Here is an 18,526-nt window from a genome sequence, read left to right on the forward strand (position 1 = left end):
TTGTCTCCGCCGGCCTCGAGCTCAGGCGGGCTTTAGCCCGGTTGTGCTTTAGTCCAGCTCCGCCAGCTTCGCCTGCACGGCCTTAAGAGAAGGATTGGTGAGGGCGGCGCCGTCGGAAAACTCGAGGGTGGGGACGATTTGATCGCCACCGTTGATTTCTTCCACGTGCTTCGCGGCGGCAGAATCCTGCTCAATATCAACTTCGTCCCACTCAATTTGGGCACGCTTCATTTGGTTCTTGAGATTCTTGCAGTAGCCGCACCACGGGGTGGTGTACATCGTAACTTTTGCCATGCGGATAGTTTAGGCAGGCTGAGGGAAAGTCGGCGCCGGTTGCGCGATGGGTGAAGACGGAAATGGTGTCGGAGGCCCGTGGAAGACTCATCGCGGAGGAAGCGAATCGGGTTTAGGTTAGTGGTCTGGAAAGGAGCGCGGTGAGCCCAATGAACCAATACAGCTTTAATGCGCCCCGGCGTGAGGTCAAGGGTCTCGAACCTTCGACCGACCGCTTAGGAGGCGGTCGCCTGCCCGCCGGCGCGCGCGCCGGTATGGGGGATCCGGATGAGCTTCTGGAGTTTCTTGATCCCGAACAGCGGCGAGTAGCAACGGCCCTGCACGGGCCGGTGGTGGTGCGCGCGGGAGCGGGAACCGGGAAAACCCGCGCTATTACCTACCGCATTGCCTACGGAGTTGCCACCGGGGCTTTCCATCCGCACAATGTGCTGGCGGTGACTTTTACCTCTCGCGCGGCGGGCGAAATGCGCTCGCGGTTGCGCGATCTAGGCGTGGGTGGAGTGTCCGCGCAAACATTCCACGCCGCCGCTTTGCGTCAGCTCTCGTATTTTTGGGGTACGGCAGTGGGTGGGCGGATTCCGCCCATTAGCGAATCGAAAATTGCCATGGTCTCTCAGGCAGCGGCCAGTCTAGGTATGCCAACCGATCGGGTGAGCGTACGCGATCTTGCCGCGGAAATTGAATGGGCCAAGGTGGGTCTAATTACTCCGGAAAAGTACCCCGAGCGGGCCGCGGCTCAGGGGCGCGCGGAGGTCGCCGGCCAAGCCCCGGAGGAAATCGCCCAGCTCCTGCGCAAATACGAGGACGTGAAAACCGAGCGCGGGGTCATTGATTTCGAGGATGTGCTGCTACTTCTAATCGGGGTGATTTTGGATCGCCCGGATGTAGCGCGGGAAATTCGCGCGCAGTATCGGTACTTTGTGGTCGACGAATATCAGGACGTCTCGCCCCTGCAGCACCGCCTGTTGCAGTTGTGGCTAGGCGGGCGCAATGATGTGTGCGTGGTCGGAGATGTTTCGCAGACGATCTACTCCTTTACCGGTGCCTCGAGTTCTTATCTGGCGCGGTTCCAGCAGGAATTCCCCGGCGCTAAAGAAATTGAGCTGATTCGCGATTATCGCTCCACCCCGCAAATTGTTCGGGCGGCAAACCTGGTTATTGAAGGAGATCAATCCGAGGGAGCGGTGCAACTTGTCTCGCAAATGCCTTCGGGTAGGCCGGTGAGCTATCGGGAGTACTCCGACGAGGCCGAGGAAGCTAGCTCGATCGCGGGGGAGATCCTTACGCTCCGCCAGGGCGGGGTGCCGCTTTCGGATATAGCGATCCTCTATCGGACCAACGCGCAGTCTGCGGAGTTTGAAACCGCCCTCGGCCGGGCGGGGATTTCCTACCAGGTGCGCGGAGCGGAGAAGTTTTTCTCGCGCCGGGAGGTGCGCGAAGCCATGGTGGCAATGCGTGCGGCGGCACGCTCCGGGGTGGAAGGCGGCCTCGCCGAGAATGTGCGGGCGGTGCTACGCCAAACCGGATGGCGCAATCAACCGCCCGAGCAGGCTGGTTCGGCTCGCGATCGCTGGGAGGCGCTCAACGCCCTGCTGAACTTGGCGAAAAATATGGAGGAAAAGCGCTCCGCGGGGATGGCCGAGTTCGTGGCGGATTTGGAGGAGAGAGCGCAGTTGCAAAACGTGCCGGAGATTGAGGGGGTTACACTTTCTTCCCTGCACGCCGCCAAAGGGCTGGAGTGGCACGCCGTATTCTTGGCGGGGATGAGCGAGGGGCTGATGCCCATCTCGCTCGCTAAAACCGCCGCCGCCATCGAGGAGGAACGGCGCTTGCTTTACGTGGGAATCACTCGCGCAAAAGAAGCCCTGCACGTTTCCTTCGCCAAAGGGAGCGGATCCAGAACGCGCAAAGCCTCTCGCTTTTTGGAGCCGGTGTGGCCCAAACCCGAGGGAGAGCTATCCTGGGCGGGAAAGAAGAAGCGCGGTAAAGCGGCGGACGAGGAGTTTCGCGCCAACTACCCCGATGACGTTGCGCTGTTCGAATCCCTCTCGCGCTGGCGTGCGGGTGTGGCCTCCGAGGCCGGCAAGCCTGCCTACACCGTTTTCCATGACACAACGCTTCGCGCCATCGCGGTGTCGAAGCCGGATTCGCTTGAGAAACTCGGCCGCATTAGGGGTGTGGGATCGACGAAGCTGGCCCGCTGGGGCCGGGCGGTGCTAGAAATCGTGGCCGGCGGCTAGGGCACTTGCGCCATGCAACCGCATTCGGGATGAGGCGCAATATCTACCAACTCCGGAATACCGGGAGTGGGTGGGATGCGCAGTTGCCGGTTGGTGAAAGAGAGATCGATCGCGCGCACCGCGTGCAGAGCGCCCAGGGCGAGGTCCGCGAGGGGAGCGAAAGCGGGAGTCTTGGTGTAAACCTGCGGCGCAACGAGTGCCCAGTACGGATCCGCGCTGAGCCGGTGGTGGTACAAACAACGGGCGCAAGCTGAACGGTGAGGGAGTACAAGTGGTCCCACGCTAATATCGCGATCTTCTGAACACACCAGAAGGTGGGGGAGCGAGCGCGCCATCAGGAAATCGCAACGGAGCGGATCAATGGTTCCCGCGCCGGTAATAAAGGCGCAGTCGGCCTCGGTATCCTCGCCGGAGCCGGTCTGAATGAGTTTGAGGTTCAATCCCTGTCGGCCCAGCGCAGCCAGGGTGGCATCGAGACGTTTGCCGGTGGTCGCAAAGGACCGCAGAGCGGGATGGTCAGCGGGGGAAATTGACTCAGAATCCTGCGTAATAACGGTGCTGATGCCGGCTCGTGCCAGGGCAAACACGACCTCCACCCCGAGGGGATCTAAGGCCGGAACTAGCGGGCGCTGGAAAGTGTTTTCCCGGGAATCGTGAGGGCGAGTCATTACCCCGGCCCGTTCGAGCAGGGAAACCAGCTCGCGCGCACGATCCTCGGAAATACCGTGATCCGCGGCGGCTCTCAGAACTTCGGGAGCCGAGCGTTGGCGGGTGAGCATGGAGACGAAATCCTGCTCTTCGGAGGTTATATTCCCCAGAATTACGCCGCAACGAGGATCCAGGCCTATCTGCAGATTTCTGCCATCGCGCCAAAATACACCGAGCCGCGGATTGATCCTCATGCCGGCAGGGTAGATAGCGCCGCGGCGGGAAGCAATGAGTTATCCACAGCTTACCGGGTCGGCATTTCTCAGCCTTGTCCGCTGGCTTGCCCTGGACCGCCGGATCGCTCAGTGCCGCCGGCGGCGCCTAGCCTTGCCCGTCTGCGGCACCTAACCTTGCCCGCCGGGTTGCTCGGAATGGCCGCCTTGCTGGTCCGAGTTCCCTTGCTGCTCAGGGCCGCCGGATTGCTCGGCGCCGCCGTTGCCTTTGCTTTCGCCGAAGCCCGGTTCGTGGGGCGCATCGGCGGCGTCGTCGCCCTCAAGAAGTTGGGCTAGGAAAGCGTCAAGCTCCTCTTCCACCGGAGAGTCCGCCTTTCCGGAGAAGAAAGCCGCCGGGTCGTCGAGGTCTTCCGGTTCGGGCAGAAAATCGGGGTGATCCCACAGGCCGTCGCGGCCTTCTTGCCCCCGCTCACGGGTGGCGTAGCGCCAGAAAGCGGTGGCTTCGCGCACGCGCCGCGGGGAAAGCTCGAAGCCCACCAGCGGACCGAAGGCCTGGTTGAAAGGTGCCACGGTGGCATCACGGCGCACAAAAATCTCCGCCAGCTTCCGAGCCGAGGGCAGGTGGGCCACCACCGCATCCTCGGTGACCGCGCTAACCCAGCCTTCCACCAGAGAAATGGAATGCTCCAGTGAAGCCAGGGCCACCTGCTGATCCTCGGAAGCCTCCAGGGTGAAAACATCCGAGAGGTCGATCTCGGGCATCTGCCCACTCATCATCATTTGCGGATCGATATTCATTTCGCGCACCCGCTGCTCAATGGCGTCGGTATCGATTGAAATCTCGGAGGCAAAAGTGGCCACGTTATTAATCATGCGGGTACGTAGCCAGGGGACCTGGGAGAAAAGGCGCGCGGCCGCGGTTTCGCGCACCGCGGTATAGAGCAGGAGCTCAGAAAACTCTATATCTAGGCCCTCTCCAAATTCGCGAATATTCTCGGGGACCAGGGCGGCCGTCTGGCCCTCAACCAGCGGCATGCCCGAATCCGTGGTGCCGAAGCAGACCTCGGCGAGTTGGGCCAAGCCGCCCCCGTACTGCACGGCCAGAATCGAGGAAATGATTTGCCCCAGCATTCCCCCGTTCGAACCCATCATGCCGGAGAACATTGCGCGCAGCTCTTCCGGGGCGTTCTCGAGTTGCTTCTCCATCGATTCGCTGAAAGCGCGGGCGATATTTTCACCCACCGGCTCGGTCAACCGTTTAAAAGTCGGAAGGCAATGGGCTACAAAGTCAAGCCGGCTCCATACCTGCACCGGTCCGGAGACCGGACCGATTTCGGTAACCGGATCGAGCCAGAGCGAAGCGGTTTCCAGTGCCCGGCGGGCCTCTTCGCCCTGCTGGGCATTTGGAGTTCCCGGCCCGGAATGGGCCACCGACTGGCGCGCTACCTGCTCACCGATTTTCCAGTTCACCGGGCCTTCACCGGAGCTCCCGAGCATTTGGCGAATCTGGCCGGCGATGAGCTGGAAATTCTGCGGGTTCATCATGGCTTCCATACCGCTTGGAAGCCCGCTAACGGAGGAATCCGCGGCGTCACCGTTTTCGCTACCGGTTATGCCCGATGGGAAGCCATTGGGCATGGAATTGAGAATTTGATCAGCGGCTTCGTCACCCAGTATGGCGCGCAGCATCTTTTCAAAGTCGTCATTTGAGTTTGGGTTGGCGTCCGCCATCGTTCCTCCTCGTCTCGCTCGTCCCAGGATATTCCAGATCGGCGCCGCTTACCGCTTCTTCTTGCGCGCTGAGAGATATTCATGTTGAGGCATCCTCCAGTTTCGTGAGGCATGATGGTTCCTGTGGTTAAACCTTCTCTCACAAGCGGTAAGGCATTCGCGGCGGCAACGGTGATCGCCCTCATTATGCCGGGGGCCTATATGGTCGAATCGGCTGGCCCGGTGGTGGATACCACGGGGCAGATGGACGGAAGCTCCCTCGTCACGATCGACGGCGCACCCGTTTATGACACCGACTCGACGTTTTTAATGACCACGGTTTCCGCCGTCGGAAATCCCGATGTGGGTACGCCGGGGGCTCATGCCCTGCTGGCGCTTTTCGATCCCAATGCCCAGCTCATCCCCATTCGCTTGCTGTATCCACGCACCTACACCGCCGCAGAGGAAAACCAGAAGAACCAGGCGGCCATGCAGAACTCCCAAGACGTGGCGGGAAACGTGGCGCTGGAAATGGCTGGCTACGAAACCAAGATGAAACTGACGGTTGCCGGCGCGCTTGAGGGAGGCCCGGCCGAGGGGAAACTCGCCGCCGGCGATGTGCTGGAGAAAATTGAAGCGGGAGGGGAGACCATTGACGTTCACTCCTTTAGCGATCTTTCCGCTTTTTTGGCTCGCACCGCTCCGGGGAGCGAGGTGAAGGTGACGTATCAGCGCGGCGAGGAAAGCGCGGAGGTAGCCCTCACAACCGCCGCTTATGAGCCGGATGCCAGCGGTTGGGTGAAACCGGGTTCGCAGCTCGGGATCGCGGTAACGGTGAGCGACGTCGCCGCAGATCCGCAGGTCAATTTCGCGGTGGAAGGAATTGGCGGGCCGAGTGCGGGCCTCATGTTCACGATCGGTATTTACGACAAGCTCACCCCCGGTTCGCTGGCGGGTGAGGCAAAAATTGCCGGGACCGGGACGATCGCTTATAACGGCGACGTCGGGCCGATTGGCGGCATTCAACACAAACTACGCGGCGCGGCAAGCGCCGGTGCCACCGATTTCTTTGCGCCTGCCCTCAACTGCCCGGAAACGGTGGGTTGGGAACCCGAAGGCATGAATATCTGGTCGGTGCGAAATGCCAGCGAGGCCATTCACGCCGCGGAGGCGATTGGGAAAGGCGAGAGGCCCGAGCTACCCACCTGCCAGGATGCGAGCGAGGGTTTCGCGTCCTGAAGAACGAGATTCGGCCAATGTTTTTGTCGGTGCCGTCGGTTATCGTTAAACAGAATGTAAAAATATTGTGCCCCGAGCGGGGCACAGAATCTAAGGCATAGGATTTCAGTTTGACTACTTACCAGGCATCGACGCGCCAGCGCCGATCCGGGGGAATGAGTGCATTCATTCCCACGCTGGTGATCCTCGCGCTTATTGTGGTGGCTTTCGCCGTATCGGCGAGCGTCTACACAGAAGTGCAGTGGTACTCCCAGCTCGGAGCGGCTCGAGTTTTCTTCACCCAGTGGGGATGGGCACTGGCATTAGGCGTTATCGGCACGCTACTTATGATGGCGGCCGTTATTATCAACTACGCCGTCACCAAGACAAAGGGCAAGGCCGAAGGCGCCGAGAACGCGGCGCCGGCTGGCTCGAATATTTCCCACTACCGCTCCCTCGCGCTCAAGCACAAGTGGGTGACTTACCTTGCTATTCCGCTTCTCGTGGCGCTTATTTTTGGTTCGCCGCTGGCGGGTGAATGGCGCACGTACCTCACCTGGATCAATCGCACCCCCTTCGGGCAGACCGATCCGCAGTTTGGCCTTGAAGTGAGCTTCTACGTCTTCACCCTCCCGGTAATTCAGTCCATCCTCACCTTCCTTATTACTCTGCTGGTCGTGAGCGCCGCCACCGCGGTCATCGGCCACTACCTGCACGGCGGCCTGAGCGTTGACGAGGGCAAGATCGAGGTGGGTGGCCGCGCTCGCGTGCACGGAGCGATTCTCGGGTTGCTCCTGATTCTGGTGTTCGCGGCCCAGCTGTGGGTTTCGCGCTACAACCTCTTGCTGGGGCAAAACGAGCGTTTCTCCGGAGCTTCCTACGCGGATATTAATGCCGTCCTTCCGGGGCGCACGATCCTCGCGGTGATCTTGCTGCTCATTGCGATTCTCTTCGTGGTCTCGGCGTTGCGCGGAATATGGCGCCTGGTGACCACCGGCCTGATCGTGGCGGTGGTTTCCGCGCTCGCGGTGGGTTGGGCCTGGCCGCAACTGGTGCAGAGCTTCCAGGTTCGTCCGAACGCAATTGAAGCCGAATCGCCCTATATTAAGCGCAATATTGACGCCACCTTGACGGCGTACGGCCTCGATGACGTGGAGACCCGGAGCTATCAGGCCCGCACGCAGGCGGAAGAAGGCCTGTTGGCGGGGGATGCGGAAACGGCGGCGCAAATCCGCTTGCTCGATCCGAATATTGTTTCCCCCACCTACAACCAGATGCAGCAGAACCGCCAGTACTACTCGTTCCCGGCGCAGTTGGCGGTTGATCGCTACCAGCTCCCTGACGAAAAAGAGGGCGTGCTACGCGATACAGTGATTGGTGTGCGCGAGCTGAACTTGGCGGGCTTGGACCCCGACCAGCGCACCTGGATCAACGAGCATACGGTTTACACCCACGGCTTCGGTGTTGCGGCGGGTTACGGTAATACAACGACGACGCAGGGCCAGCCTCAGTTCTTCCAGGCCGGTATTGCAGCGGACGGCTCGGCCTCCGTCAATAAGCTCGGCGATTACGAGCCGCGCGTGTACTTTGGCCAGAACCTGCCCGAGTACTCGATTGTGGGCGCGCCAGAGGGTGCGGAGCCCTGGGAAATTGACTACCCGTCGGATTCGGCCGGAGGTCAGGAATACAACACATACTCCGGTAACGGTGGCCCGTCGATTGGCGGGATCTGGAACAAGCTGATGTACGCCATTAAGTACCGTTCCACCGATATCCTCTTCTCCGACCGCGTGACGGATGACTCGCAGATTCTCTTTGTGCGCGATCCGCAGGAGCGAGTCCAGCGCGTGGCCCCCTACCTGACTCTCGATTCCAAGATCTATCCGGCCGTGGTGGATACGGACAATAATCCGGACACCCCCAAGCGCCTGGTGTGGATTGTGGACGGATATACGACGTCGAACAACTACCCCTACTCGGCGCGCGAGTCGCTCCAGGAGGCGACGGTCGATGCGCTGACCGGGCAGGTACAGCCGGCCTCGCAGGTGAACTACATTCGCAATTCGGTCAAGGCGGTGGTCGATGCGTATGACGGCTCGGTCACGCTCTACCAGTGGGATACCGAAGATCCGGTGGTCAACGCCTGGGACAAGATCTTCCCCGGAATGCTCACCCCGGTTTCCGAAATGTCCGGCGATCTGATGGCGCATGTGCGCTATCCGGAGGATCTGTTCAAGGTGCAGCGGCAGCTTCTTGCTCGCTACCACGTGACGGATCCGGCGTCGTTCTACACCACCGGTGACTTCTGGAATATCCCCACCGATCCGGGCTCGACCACGACCACCAATGCGCAGGGCGCGATTGTGACCGGGCAGGGAACCAATGCGGTGGCGCAACCGCCGTACTACTTGACGTTGCAAATGCCGGGCCAGGATACGACGGAGTTCTCGCTTTCGACGTCGTTCATTCCCGGCGGCCAGACGAACCGAAATATTATGACGGGCTTCCTGGCGGTCGATTCGAATGCTGGAAACGAGGCGGGCAAGATTCGCGAGGGCTACGGCAAGTTCCGTCTGCTTGAGCTACCGCGAGACCTTACCGTTCCCGGCCCCGGCCAGGCGCAAAATAACTTCCTCGCCGATGAGAACGTCTCCCGGCAGTTGAACTTGCTCAACCAGGGCGGTACGCAGGTCAAGTTGGGTAATCTCCTGACTCTGCCAGTTGGCGGTGGAATGCTGTACGTCCAGCCGGTGTATGTGCAGGCATCCTCGGGTACGAGCTACCCGCTGATGCAGTACGTGCTTACCGCTTTTGGTGATTCGAATGCAATTGGATTTGCGCCCACCCTGCAAGAGTCGCTCGATAAGACCTTCGGCGGCGATTCGGGTGCGCAGGCGGGTGACGCCGCCATTGAGAATCGCAAGAGTGACGATGTGCCGGCGGCGGCGCAGGGTGCGGGGCAGACGCAGCCCAGTGCTGAGCCCACCACTGAACCTACCGCGCAAGAGAGCCCGGTGGCGCCCGCGCCGGCGGCTGGCGGGGACGGATCCGCGCAAGATCGCCTCAATGGGGCGCTGGCGGATATGCAGTCTGCGGTCAATGAGGCTGAGACGGCAATGCGCAACGGCGACTGGGCGGCCTACGGCGCGGCCCAAACCAAGTTGCGGCAGGCCCTCGACGCGGCGGTCGCCGCGGATAAGGAGCTGCATCCCTAACGGATTAGCCGCGGCAGTGCGCTCGCGGTGAATTATCCAGATTAGGGCGGCGGGCCGGCGAGAAAAATCGCCGGCCCGCCGTGTCTTGCCCGGCCCGCTGTGGCTGGCAGGGCGATGCACGCGGCAGGCGGTGTAACCGACCGCACGTTGCGCGGGGGAGGATAACTTACTAAAGTGGATAACTGTCGCCGCGGGGTGGAGCAGTTCGGTAGCTCGCCGGGCTCATAACCCGGAGGTCGTAGGTTCAAATCCTTCCCCCGCCACGAATCGGGACTCGCAATTGCTTCGGCAAAAGCGAGTCCCTTTCTTTTTCTTGGCAGTGAGCGGCCCAGCGGCCTGGTGGCCTGCGCGGTGGCAGCCCGCCTAGGCGCGCTTCCAGAAGTCCTTGGTCAGGGCGACGCGGTCTTCCAGGTCGGTTTTCTTCAGAATGTTGTGAACATGTACTTTCACGGTGCTGGGGGAGAGGTAGAGATCGTCGGCGATCTCGGGATTCGACTCGCCGTTGAGCACCATGGCGAGGATTTCTTTTTCGCGCGGGGAAAGATCGTAAAGGCTGGCATAACGCTCAATGCGCTGCTTGATGAATGCCTCACGCACAGCCGAGTGGCTCACCGCCGGCTTATCGAAATGCGTCTCCAGTAAGCCCACGCCGGCGCGGCAAATCCAGAATCCCATGAAGATGTAAAGAATGTTCTCAATGGGGTTGCGTTCGGGCAGAAGCAACAACTCATTAGAGAGGAGCGCGTGGGGATTGAGGAGCTGGAAGTAGATATTCCAGAGCACGGTTCCTACGGAAAGTATGGCGTAGCCCAAGAAGAGCGGGAAGTGTTGGTGCAGGCGCGCCTTTTCCAGTTGGTCTTTGAGCCCCAGATAGTACACCGCCATGCAAATGACGAGCAAAATGTTCATCAGGGAGCGCACGCTAAAGAAGCAAAACTCGCGCACATTAGAGGGATATACCTCGAAGTACATGAAGGCGCTCAGAACAACGAAAATCATGCACGCCAAGGTGGCCAGGTAGCTCGTTTTTCCCACGTAGAGGCAAAACGTGAGCCAGGTGCAGAACACAAGCAGGGCACCGATAAGTACAGACTCCACCGGGCTATGAATGGCGAACAGATCAGGGCTGCCACGGCTGGGGGCGTAGGTGGTGCGGAAGACCAGCGACACGTCGAAGAAATAGGCGAGGAAGAAAATGGAGGCGGAGAGGAAGACATCCCGGCGCGTAACAACGTACACCGAAAAACACGTTGCGCAGGCGAGGAGGATACAGAGGAACACTGCGATGGTGTAGTGATACAGAATCACGTTCTTTCCTTTCCCGTGAATCTTCGCTCAGATAGTGCCAGGAAGCTCGCCGCGTCTAAGGACGCGGCGAGCCGGCGAATTTTTGGAAAAATCGAATAAGTTTGTATAGGCCGTCTCCGGCCTTGTTCCTGGGAAAGGCGTTGCTGTGTAGCGGATCTATGGTGAACCGCCACGCTGGCTAGGTTTCCCAAAAACTATTTTTGAGCTGGCGGTTATGGGGGACTATGAAATGATCCATAACCGCCAGCGTGAATTCTAGCCGTAGATGAGGACTTGGGCGACCAACATGATCCCGCCGAAGCCGAGAACGAAGGCAACCATTGGCCAAACGAAGCGAAGCCAATGCGAGTACTTCATATCGAGCATCTGCAGAGTTGCCATCACCAGTCCGGTTGGTGCGAGGAACAGCATTGCGTACTGGCCCCACTGGTAGGCGCACACAATGATGAACCGCGGAATTCCCACCGCGTCGGCCAGCGGCGCAAAGATCGGCATGGACAGCACGGCCAGACCGGAGGAGGAGGGAACGATGAAACCAAGCACGAAGAAGATGAGCAGGAGCGCAATAATGAAGATCGGACCGCTCATCCCCGAAACCAGGTTGCTGGCTGAGTTCAGAATCGAATCGGTAATCAGGCCCTCGTTCATCACCAAGTTAATTCCGCGAGCCAGGCCAATAATCAGCGAGACGCCGACCAGCGAGGAGGATCCTTCGGTAAAGGCGTCAACGAGTTGCTTCTCGCCTACCTTGTCCGGGCCGAAGGCCGAAATAAACATGATGATGACGGTAATGGTGAGGAACATTGCCGCCATGGCCGGGAAGCCCCAGCCTTGCGCCATAACGCCCCAGACCATAATCGGGAAAGCCGCCACGAAGAGGATCAGAATGATGCGACGCTGCCAGGTGAAGGCCTTCGTATCCGTGGTGGTCATCGCCCAGCGGCGGTTGAACTCCTCGTGATCTTCCCAGGTATAAGAAGCGGAGGGATCAGCCTTGATCTTCTTCGCGTACCAGTAGAGGTAGCCAACGACGACGACGGAGCCTACCACGAGTCCGGCTGCGCGCCAGAGAATGCCGTCGGTAAACGGGATTCCAGCCGCATTCGAGGCAATAACGGAAGAGAACGGATTGATGGTGGAGAATGTGGTGCCCATTGATCCGGCGAGGAAGATAGCGCCCACACATATGATTGAGTCATAGCCGAGCGCTAAGAATATGGGCACTAGAATCGGATAGAAGGCAACTGCCTCCTCCTCCAGGCCGCACAGCGATCCGCCCGCGAGCATGAAGATCGAAACGAAGAAGACGAGGAGGAATTCCTTGCTCTTGGTTTTTTGCGTGAGCGCTAGGAGCCCCGATTCGAAGGAGCCGGTCGCTCGGACCACCCCAATGAGGCCACCCAGAACGAAGATGAAGACCATAATGTCAACCGCTTCGATCGTTCCTCGCACCATGGCGCTGGGAACATCGGCCGGGCCTGCCGGGTTCGCCTCCACGGATTCGTAGGAGTTCGGAACGGAGATGGCCTTGGAGAGAGCTCCCGAGGTGAACTGGTCAATTTGCAGTTCAAGCCCGAGTTCATCAAGGGTGGACTGCTCGGCCGGAAGGTTCTCTGATTTCCCCTGCGGGGTGACCATAACCAGCGAAGAAGAGTCGGCGTCGTACGAAAGCTTCGAATACGAACCGGCGGGGATGAGCCAGGTGGCGATGGCCGCCACAATGGTCAGGATGAACAGAACGGTGAAGGCCGAAGGAACCTTGAGTCGGAAGCCTTTTTTCTTGGGCTTGCCGGGCGAGGTGGCTCCTGGCGCGGTCTCAACGCGCGCTCCGGCGGTTTCTTCCACGGTGCTAGCCACGGTTGCCTCCGTCAGTCAGAGTGGTGCCGGTGGTGCCCGCCAGGCCCTCGGCGGCCTTCTCCAGCGAAGTGATAATCGCGCGGCGGCCGGGATGCGCCTCCACGAAGGACAGGCACGCTTCCACCTTCGGAAGCATCGAGCCGGCGGCGAACTGACCGTTCTCCATCGCTTCGCGCGCCTCGGCGACGGTAAGCGTTGAGAGTGCCCGCTGCTGGGGAGTGTTGTAATCGACGTAAGCCGCGTCCACGGCCGTAAGAATAAGGAGCGTATCGGCATCAAGCTGATCGGCCAGCAAGGCGCCGGTGCGGTCCTTGTCAATAACGGCCGGTACGCCGGAAAGTCCGGCGTCGTCGACCACCGGAACACCGCCGCCACCGGCGGCAATAACCACGGTTCCGCCTTCCACAAGGTTATTAATAACCGGAGCTTCCACAATGGAAATTGGTTGCGGGGAGGCAACCACCCAGCGCCAACCACGCCCGGAATCTTCCTTGTAGATATTTCCGGTCTCTTCGTGCAACGCCTTTGCCTGCTCTTCGGAGTAGAAGGCGCCGACCGGCTTGGTGGGCGATTCAAACGCGGGATCGTCCTTATCGACCAAGGTTTGGGTTGCCAGCTCCACGCACTGCTTATCGATTCCGCGGTTGCGTAGTTCGTTACCAATGGTCTGCTGCAGGTGGTAGCCAATGTACCCCTGCGACATTGCGCCGCATTCGGCAAAAGGAATGCGCGGGCCGTCTCCGGCGTCAGCCGCTTTATCGGTGGAGACCTTAATCATTCCTACCTGCGGGCCATTGCCGTGCGTGACGGTCACAGAGTTTCCAAGCTCGACCAGGTCAACAATGGACTTCGCGGTGTTCTTCGCCAGTTCGAGCTGTTCTTCGGGGGTCTTCCCCAGGGCGTTACCGCCCAGAGCCACAACAATTTTTTCGGACATTTTTCTATCCTTCCGAGATATAAGGTCCGGGCGGCCCGCGGGCCCAGTGGGGCGTAAGGTTCACAGCCCGCGAGTCATCAACCCTTAGAACTGCGAGCTGGGAACCGTCAGGCCGGCGCGGGCCGCCCGGTGGAACGGCCCGCGGCTGGGCCGTTCCGATTGTGTGAGCGGGCCGGGGCCGCGCTCAGCTTTGGAAATTAGGAGAGGGTGGCGTACATAACCGCCTTGATGGTGTGCATGCGGTTCTCGGCCTCGTCGAAAACGCGCGAGCGCGAGGACTCGAAGACCTCATCGGTCACTTCCATCTCGGATACACCGAACTTCTCGGCGATGTCCGCGCCGATCTTGGTGTTGGTGTCGTGGAACGAAGGCAGGCAGTGCATGAAGATCGCGTCCTCGCGTGCCTTGTTCATCACGTCCATCGTCACCTGGTAAGGCTTGAGTAGCTCAATGCGCTTGGCCCAAATGTCATCCGGCTCGCCCATCGATACCCAAATATCGGTGTAGATCACGTGAGCGCCGGTCACCGCCTCGTCGACGTCGTCGGTCAGGGTGATCTCAGCGCCGGTTTCCTTAGCGATCTCGCGGCAGGTGGAAACCAGCTTGTCCTTGGGCATCTGCTCCTTGGGGCCACAGGCCACAAAGTGCATGCCCAGCTTGGAGCAGATCACCATGAGCGAGTTCGCCACATTGTTCTGCGCATCGCCCATGAACACGAGCTTCTTGCCCTTCAGGCCGTCGTAGAAGTTCTCCTCGACGGTGAGGATATCGGCTAGCATCTGGGTGGGGTGGAAGTCGGTGGTCAGGCCGTTCCACACCGGAACGCCGGCCTTAGCGCCGATCTCTTCGACGATTTCCTGCGCAAAACCGCGGTACTCAATGCCGTCGTACATGCGGCCAAGCACGCGAGCGGTGTCCTCAATGGATTCCTTCTTGCCCATCTGCGAGCTGCCCGGATCGAGGTAGGTAACGCCCATGCCCAGGTCCATGCCGGCAACTTCGAAAGAGCAACGGGTGCGGGTGGAGGTCTTCTCGAAGAGGAGAACAATGTTCTTGCCCTCGAGGTAACGGTGGGGGGTGCCGGTAAGCTTCAGGTTCTTGAATTCCTTCGACAGGCGGAGGAGGTAACGAATCTCTTCCGGGGTGAAATCAAGGAGCTTGAGGAAGTTACGTCCGCTAAGGCTAGTCGCCATTGTCTTATCCTTTCGTCTTTGGATGTTTCGAGTCCGACGGCGCCTGCCCAGCCGTGTGCGCCCTTCGGTTGATGGAAAGAACGGGCGACGGCGGAACTAACTCTGCACGCCTTCGTGCTCGAAGCATTTCTTGCTTGCGGTTTTGATACTCGTCCGAGATGAGCGCGATGTCGCGGTCTAAAAAAGTTTGTTCTGTAACCGGCGTCATAGTCGCGTCGGTAAACGCGAATAAACCTCGAAAATTCCGAGGGGTAAACGCGACTTAACCCTCGCTGCGCCGAACGGCGAGGGGTGTAACGCCGTTCATAAAATATGTGCTAAACCCTGCGGGAGCGACCCGTCGGTGGGTGCGCTAATGCTAGGGGTAGGTATCTCGGAGCCACATCGAGGCCGCCGGTGCGAGGCTGGTGTTCTGTGAGTTCGCCGGGCCTGGGCTGGCCCGCCGCGCGTCCGTGCCCGCGCGCACGTTCACCGAGCTTGAGTGGGGCCGCCGCGCGTTCGCCGAGCTCGGGCTGGGTTTTGTGGGCTTGGAGCTGGTGGCTAGAATAGGCCGCAACAACCGGCCCGCGCGACGTGCGCGAATTGACCTCAGGAAGGCGTAGCAGTGGAAGATCGCGAAAATCTGACCTGGAGTGACTTTGGAGATGCGTCCCGCGAGCTCGCGGCGCAGGTGTGGAACTCGGGGTACCGGCCAGACATGATCGTCTGCGTTGCGCGCGGCGGCCTCATCCCCGCGGGAGCGGTTTCCTACGCTCTGGATATGAAGGAGTTACTGGTTTTAAACGTGGAGTACTACACCGGAATTGGCACCACTTTGCGCGATCCGCGCCTGGTGGACCCGGTGCCGATTAATGACGCGATGACCGATAAGAAGGTGCTGGTTATTGACGACGTCGCCGATTCGGGCCGCACCCTTGAGTTTGTCAAGGGTATTTGCCTCAAGTACACCTCGGACGTGCGGGTGGCTGTGCTCTATAAGAAGGAGCGGTCGGTCATTGATCCGGAGTACGTCTGGAAGCACGTTGATGGCTGGATCAATTTCCCCTGGTCTTCCCTCCCGCCGGTGAACTCCGCAAACGGCGAGGAACGCCCCTAAACGCCCATTTTTAGCTGATGTTTCAATGAAATCCCGAGGTGTGGAGCCTCGGGATTTGTTATGCAGTACGTCACAATTTTACCTTCCGCGGCGTCGGTAAAATTGGCGCTCGCCACTTTGTCGCGCGATCTCGCGGCAGACGCCGCCCCTCCGGCGCGACGCGCCGAGAGTGGTGAAACGCACTGAAGTTACACCTTTGTCATTATCTCGGGTTAGCATATCTAGTGTTTTCGATCAGAAGTAAACACAACATGTGGGTCTGGCTAGGAAATGAGGCCATGGCTAGAAGCTAGGGAGGGATCGACGGTGTATCGCACTGAAGAGAGCGCAGTCGCAACCACAAAGGCGCGGCAGGTTTCAACGCCCGAGGGATGCAATCAGGTAATTAAGCGTGACGGGCGCACCGTTGAATTCGATCCCGCCAAGATCTTCCGCGCGATCGGCAAGGCCATGAACGCGCAGGGCTTGGAGGATGTTGAATTCCAGCGCCGGGCTACGGACGCCGTCGTCGCCTCCTTGGAAGAAACCGAACTGGACATTCCGGCGATTCAGGAGCGGGTGGAAAACGTGCTCATGAAGTCGGAGTACCCCGAAGTGGCGCGCGCCTACATTGAGTACCGCCACGATCGCGACCAGGCGCGCGAGCGCTCCATGGACGTCGAGGCGGCTCTCGATAAGCTCATGCGCCGCGATAAGAACGTGGTGAACGAGAACGCGAATAAGGACTCCACTGTTTTTAATACGCAGCGTGACCTTACCGCGGGCTCGGTTGCGCGCGCCTACGCCCTGAAGAATATGCTTCCGGCGGATGTGGCTAACGCGCACCTGAAGGGCGATATCCATTTCCACGATCTGGATTACAACCCCTTCCAGCCAATGACGAACTGCTGCCTGATTGATATTCCGGGAATGCTCCGCGAAGGTTTCCAAATCGGCAACGCCCGAGTGGAATCGCCCCGCTCGATCAATACCGCCACCGCGCAGATCGCGCAGATTATTGCCAATGTTGCCTCCTCGCAGTATGGCGGATGCTCGGTGGATCGCATTGATGAGGTACTTGCCCCCTACGCGCAGATTAATTTTGAGAAGCATATGGCGGACGCGAACCGCTGGGTGGCAGAGGAAAACCGCCGCGATTACGCGGTCGAGAAGACTTGCAAGGATATCTACGATGCCATGCAGTCCCTCGAGTACGAGATCAATACGCTCTACTCCTCGAACGGCCAGACCCCGTTCGTCACCCTTGGTTTTGGTATGGGAACCAAGCCGCTGGAGCGCGAGATCCAGAAGGCAATCCTGCAGATCCGTATTGAGGGCATCGGCAAGGATAAGCACACCGCGATCTTCCCGAAGCTGGTCTTCGGTCTGCGCCGCGGCGTGAACCTGAACCCGGAGGACCCGAATTACGACGTTAAGCAGCTGGCTCTGGAGTGCTCGGCAAAGCGCATGTACCCGGACGTCCTCAACTACGACAAGCTGGTGGAGCTCGAGGGCGATTACAAGGCCCCGATGGGTTGCCGCTCCTTCCTGCCCAAGTGGGTGGATCCGGCCACCGGCGAGGCGGTCAATGCCGGGCGCATGAACCTCGGCGTGATCACCCTCAATGTGCCGCGTATTGCGATTGAATCGGGCGGCTCGAAGGAAAAGTTCTGGCGCATCTTCGCCGAGCGTATGGAGGTTGTGAAGAAGGCCCTGGTCTTCCGCGCCCAGCGTTGCGAGGAGGCGGTCGCCGATAACGCGCCGATTCTTTACCGCTACGGCGCCTTCGGCATTCGCGACGGCGAAGATGATCAGGACGTAACCAAGTTCTTCCGCAACCAGCGCGCCACGCTTTCAATTGGCTACATTGGCCTGTATGAAGCGGCCACCGTGTTCTACGGTCCGAACTGGGAGCACAATAAGGAAGCCAAGGAATTCACCCTGGATATCGTGCGCTACCTGAAGAACAAGGCCAATGACTGGCGCACCGAGTACCCGTATTGGTTCTCGGTGTACTCCACTCCGGCCGAGTCGCTGACCAACCGCTTCTGCTCCATGGATAAGGCGAAGTTCGGTTCGATTCCGAATATTACGGATAAGGACTACTACACCAATTCCTTCCACTACGACGTGCGTAAGAAGATCACGCCGTTCGAAAAGATTGATTTCGAGGCGCCGTATCCCAAGTACGCCTCGGGTGGCTTCATCCACTACTGCGAGTACCCGAAGCTGACGCACAATTTGAAGGCTCTGGAAGCGGTATGGGATTACGCTTACGATCGCGTTGCCTATTTGGGGACAAATACGCCAATTGATCGTTGCTATGAGTGCGGTTACAACGGAGAATTCGAAGCTACTGAAGAGGGCTTCAAGTGCCCCGAGTGCGGCAATGATGATCCGGACCGTTGCGATGTGGTGAAGCGTACCTGCGGTTACCTTGGTAACCCGCAGAAGCGCCCGATGGTGCACGGCCGCCACGAAGAGATTATCCACCGCGTGAAGCATATGGATGGCCCCATTGGCGAAGCGCAGGAGCTGCAGGAGTAAAACGTGGCGCAATGCTTACGTTTGATCGGAGGCGCCCCGGATGAGTCCGGG

Annotated in this window: 12 protein-coding genes and 1 tRNA gene; 6 read left to right on the top strand and 7 right to left on the bottom strand. The window is 59.7% G+C overall.

Going from position 1 to position 18,526, the window contains the following annotated elements; all coding sequences use genetic code 11:
* Nucleotides 1-48: 48 nt before the first annotated feature.
* Nucleotides 49-294, bottom strand: a complete 246-nt coding sequence (locus BN2664_RS08690) for a mycoredoxin (RefSeq protein ID WP_007000578.1) — start codon at nucleotides 292-294, stop codon at nucleotides 49-51.
* Nucleotides 295-443: 149 nt separating this feature from the next.
* Between BN2664_RS08690 and BN2664_RS08695 the strand changes: the two genes are divergently transcribed.
* A complete protein-coding gene (locus BN2664_RS08695; protein WP_231723469.1) occupies nucleotides 444-2,534 on the top strand; it encodes an ATP-dependent helicase in 2,091 nt (696 codons plus the stop codon).
* Here the strand turns inward: BN2664_RS08695 and BN2664_RS08700 are convergent.
* Nucleotides 2,531-3,436, bottom strand: coding sequence for a hypothetical protein (locus BN2664_RS08700; RefSeq protein WP_155856440.1), 906 nt, complete (start codon nucleotides 3,434-3,436; stop codon nucleotides 2,531-2,533). The genes BN2664_RS08695 and BN2664_RS08700 overlap by 4 nt on opposite strands.
* Before the next feature lie 150 nt (nucleotides 3,437-3,586).
* Nucleotides 3,587-5,146 (bottom strand): zinc-dependent metalloprotease, encoded by a 1,560-nt coding sequence (locus tag BN2664_RS08705; protein ID WP_007000575.1) that lies wholly within the window; start codon nucleotides 5,144-5,146, stop codon nucleotides 3,587-3,589.
* A 114-nt stretch (nucleotides 5,147-5,260) separates the two neighbouring features.
* On the opposite strand from BN2664_RS08705, the gene BN2664_RS08710 reads away from it, so the two are divergent.
* The 3 genes from BN2664_RS08710 to BN2664_RS08720 all read left to right on the top strand — a co-directional run bounded on the left by BN2664_RS08710 (nucleotide 5,261) and on the right by BN2664_RS08720 (nucleotide 9,821).
* Nucleotides 5,261-6,364 (top strand): YlbL family protein, encoded by a 1,104-nt coding sequence (locus BN2664_RS08710; RefSeq protein WP_007000574.1) that lies wholly within the window; start codon nucleotides 5,261-5,263, stop codon nucleotides 6,362-6,364.
* A gap of 110 nt (nucleotides 6,365-6,474) precedes the next feature.
* A complete protein-coding gene (locus BN2664_RS08715) occupies nucleotides 6,475-9,558 on the top strand; it encodes a UPF0182 family membrane protein (RefSeq protein WP_007000573.1) in 3,084 nt (1,027 codons plus the stop codon).
* Nucleotides 9,559-9,747: 189 nt separating this feature from the next.
* Nucleotides 9,748-9,821, top strand: a tRNA-Met gene (locus BN2664_RS08720).
* Between the two features lie 100 nt (nucleotides 9,822-9,921).
* Here the strand turns inward: BN2664_RS08720 and BN2664_RS08725 are convergent.
* The 4 genes from BN2664_RS08725 to argF all read right to left on the bottom strand — a co-directional run bounded on the left by BN2664_RS08725 (nucleotide 9,922) and on the right by argF (nucleotide 14,853).
* Nucleotides 9,922-10,866 carry a LuxR C-terminal-related transcriptional regulator gene (locus tag BN2664_RS08725; protein WP_007000572.1) on the bottom strand — a complete coding sequence of 315 codons (945 nt, stop codon included), beginning with the start codon at nucleotides 10,864-10,866 and terminating at the stop codon, nucleotides 9,922-9,924.
* A 255-nt stretch (nucleotides 10,867-11,121) separates the two neighbouring features.
* On the bottom strand, nucleotides 11,122-12,723 hold the full coding sequence (locus BN2664_RS08730; RefSeq protein ID WP_007000571.1) for a YfcC family protein: 1,602 nt from the start codon (nucleotides 12,721-12,723) through the stop codon (nucleotides 11,122-11,124).
* Nucleotides 12,716-13,660: a carbamate kinase gene (gene arcC / locus BN2664_RS08735; protein WP_007000570.1), complete on the bottom strand. Its 945-nt coding sequence runs from the start codon at nucleotides 13,658-13,660 to the stop codon at nucleotides 12,716-12,718. Before arcC ends, BN2664_RS08730 begins: the two co-directional genes overlap by 8 nt.
* Nucleotides 13,661-13,857: 197 nt before the next feature.
* On the bottom strand, nucleotides 13,858-14,853 hold the full coding sequence (gene argF / locus BN2664_RS08740; RefSeq protein ID WP_007000569.1) for an ornithine carbamoyltransferase: 996 nt from the start codon (nucleotides 14,851-14,853) through the stop codon (nucleotides 13,858-13,860).
* A 604-nt stretch (nucleotides 14,854-15,457) separates the two neighbouring features.
* Here argF and BN2664_RS08750 point away from each other — a divergent pair.
* Both BN2664_RS08750 and nrdD read left to right on the top strand, forming a co-directional pair.
* Nucleotides 15,458-15,949, top strand: a complete 492-nt coding sequence (locus tag BN2664_RS08750) for a phosphoribosyltransferase (RefSeq protein WP_007000568.1) — start codon at nucleotides 15,458-15,460, stop codon at nucleotides 15,947-15,949.
* Nucleotides 15,950-16,255: 306 nt separating this feature from the next.
* Nucleotides 16,256-18,475 (top strand): anaerobic ribonucleoside-triphosphate reductase, encoded by a 2,220-nt coding sequence (gene nrdD / locus BN2664_RS08755; protein WP_007000567.1) that lies wholly within the window; start codon nucleotides 16,256-16,258, stop codon nucleotides 18,473-18,475.
* The last annotated feature ends 51 nt before the right edge of the window (nucleotides 18,476-18,526 follow it).

This window comes from Actinobaculum massiliense (assembly GCF_001457435.1).
GTDB classification, from domain to species: domain Bacteria; phylum Actinomycetota; class Actinomycetes; order Actinomycetales; family Actinomycetaceae; genus Actinobaculum; species Actinobaculum massiliense.

Excerpts from the sequence above, each read along its gene's own strand:
- BN2664_RS08690 (WP_007000578.1), bottom strand. The coding sequence starts at position 294 with ATGGCAAAAGTTACGATGTACACCACCCCGTGGTGCGGCTACTGCAAG.
- BN2664_RS08695 (WP_231723469.1), top strand. The coding sequence starts at position 444 with ATGAACCAATACAGCTTTAATGCGCCCCGGCGTGAGGTCAAGGGTCTC.
- BN2664_RS08700 (WP_155856440.1), bottom strand. The coding sequence starts at position 3,436 with ATGAGGATCAATCCGCGGCTCGGTGTATTTTGGCGCGATGGCAGAAAT.
- BN2664_RS08705 (WP_007000575.1), bottom strand. The coding sequence starts at position 5,146 with ATGGCGGACGCCAACCCAAACTCAAATGACGACTTTGAAAAGATGCTG.
- BN2664_RS08710 (WP_007000574.1), top strand. The coding sequence starts at position 5,261 with ATGGTTCCTGTGGTTAAACCTTCTCTCACAAGCGGTAAGGCATTCGCG.
- arcC (WP_007000570.1), bottom strand. The coding sequence starts at position 13,660 with ATGTCCGAAAAAATTGTTGTGGCTCTGGGCGGTAACGCCCTGGGGAAG.
- argF (WP_007000569.1), bottom strand. The coding sequence starts at position 14,853 with ATGGCGACTAGCCTTAGCGGACGTAACTTCCTCAAGCTCCTTGATTTC.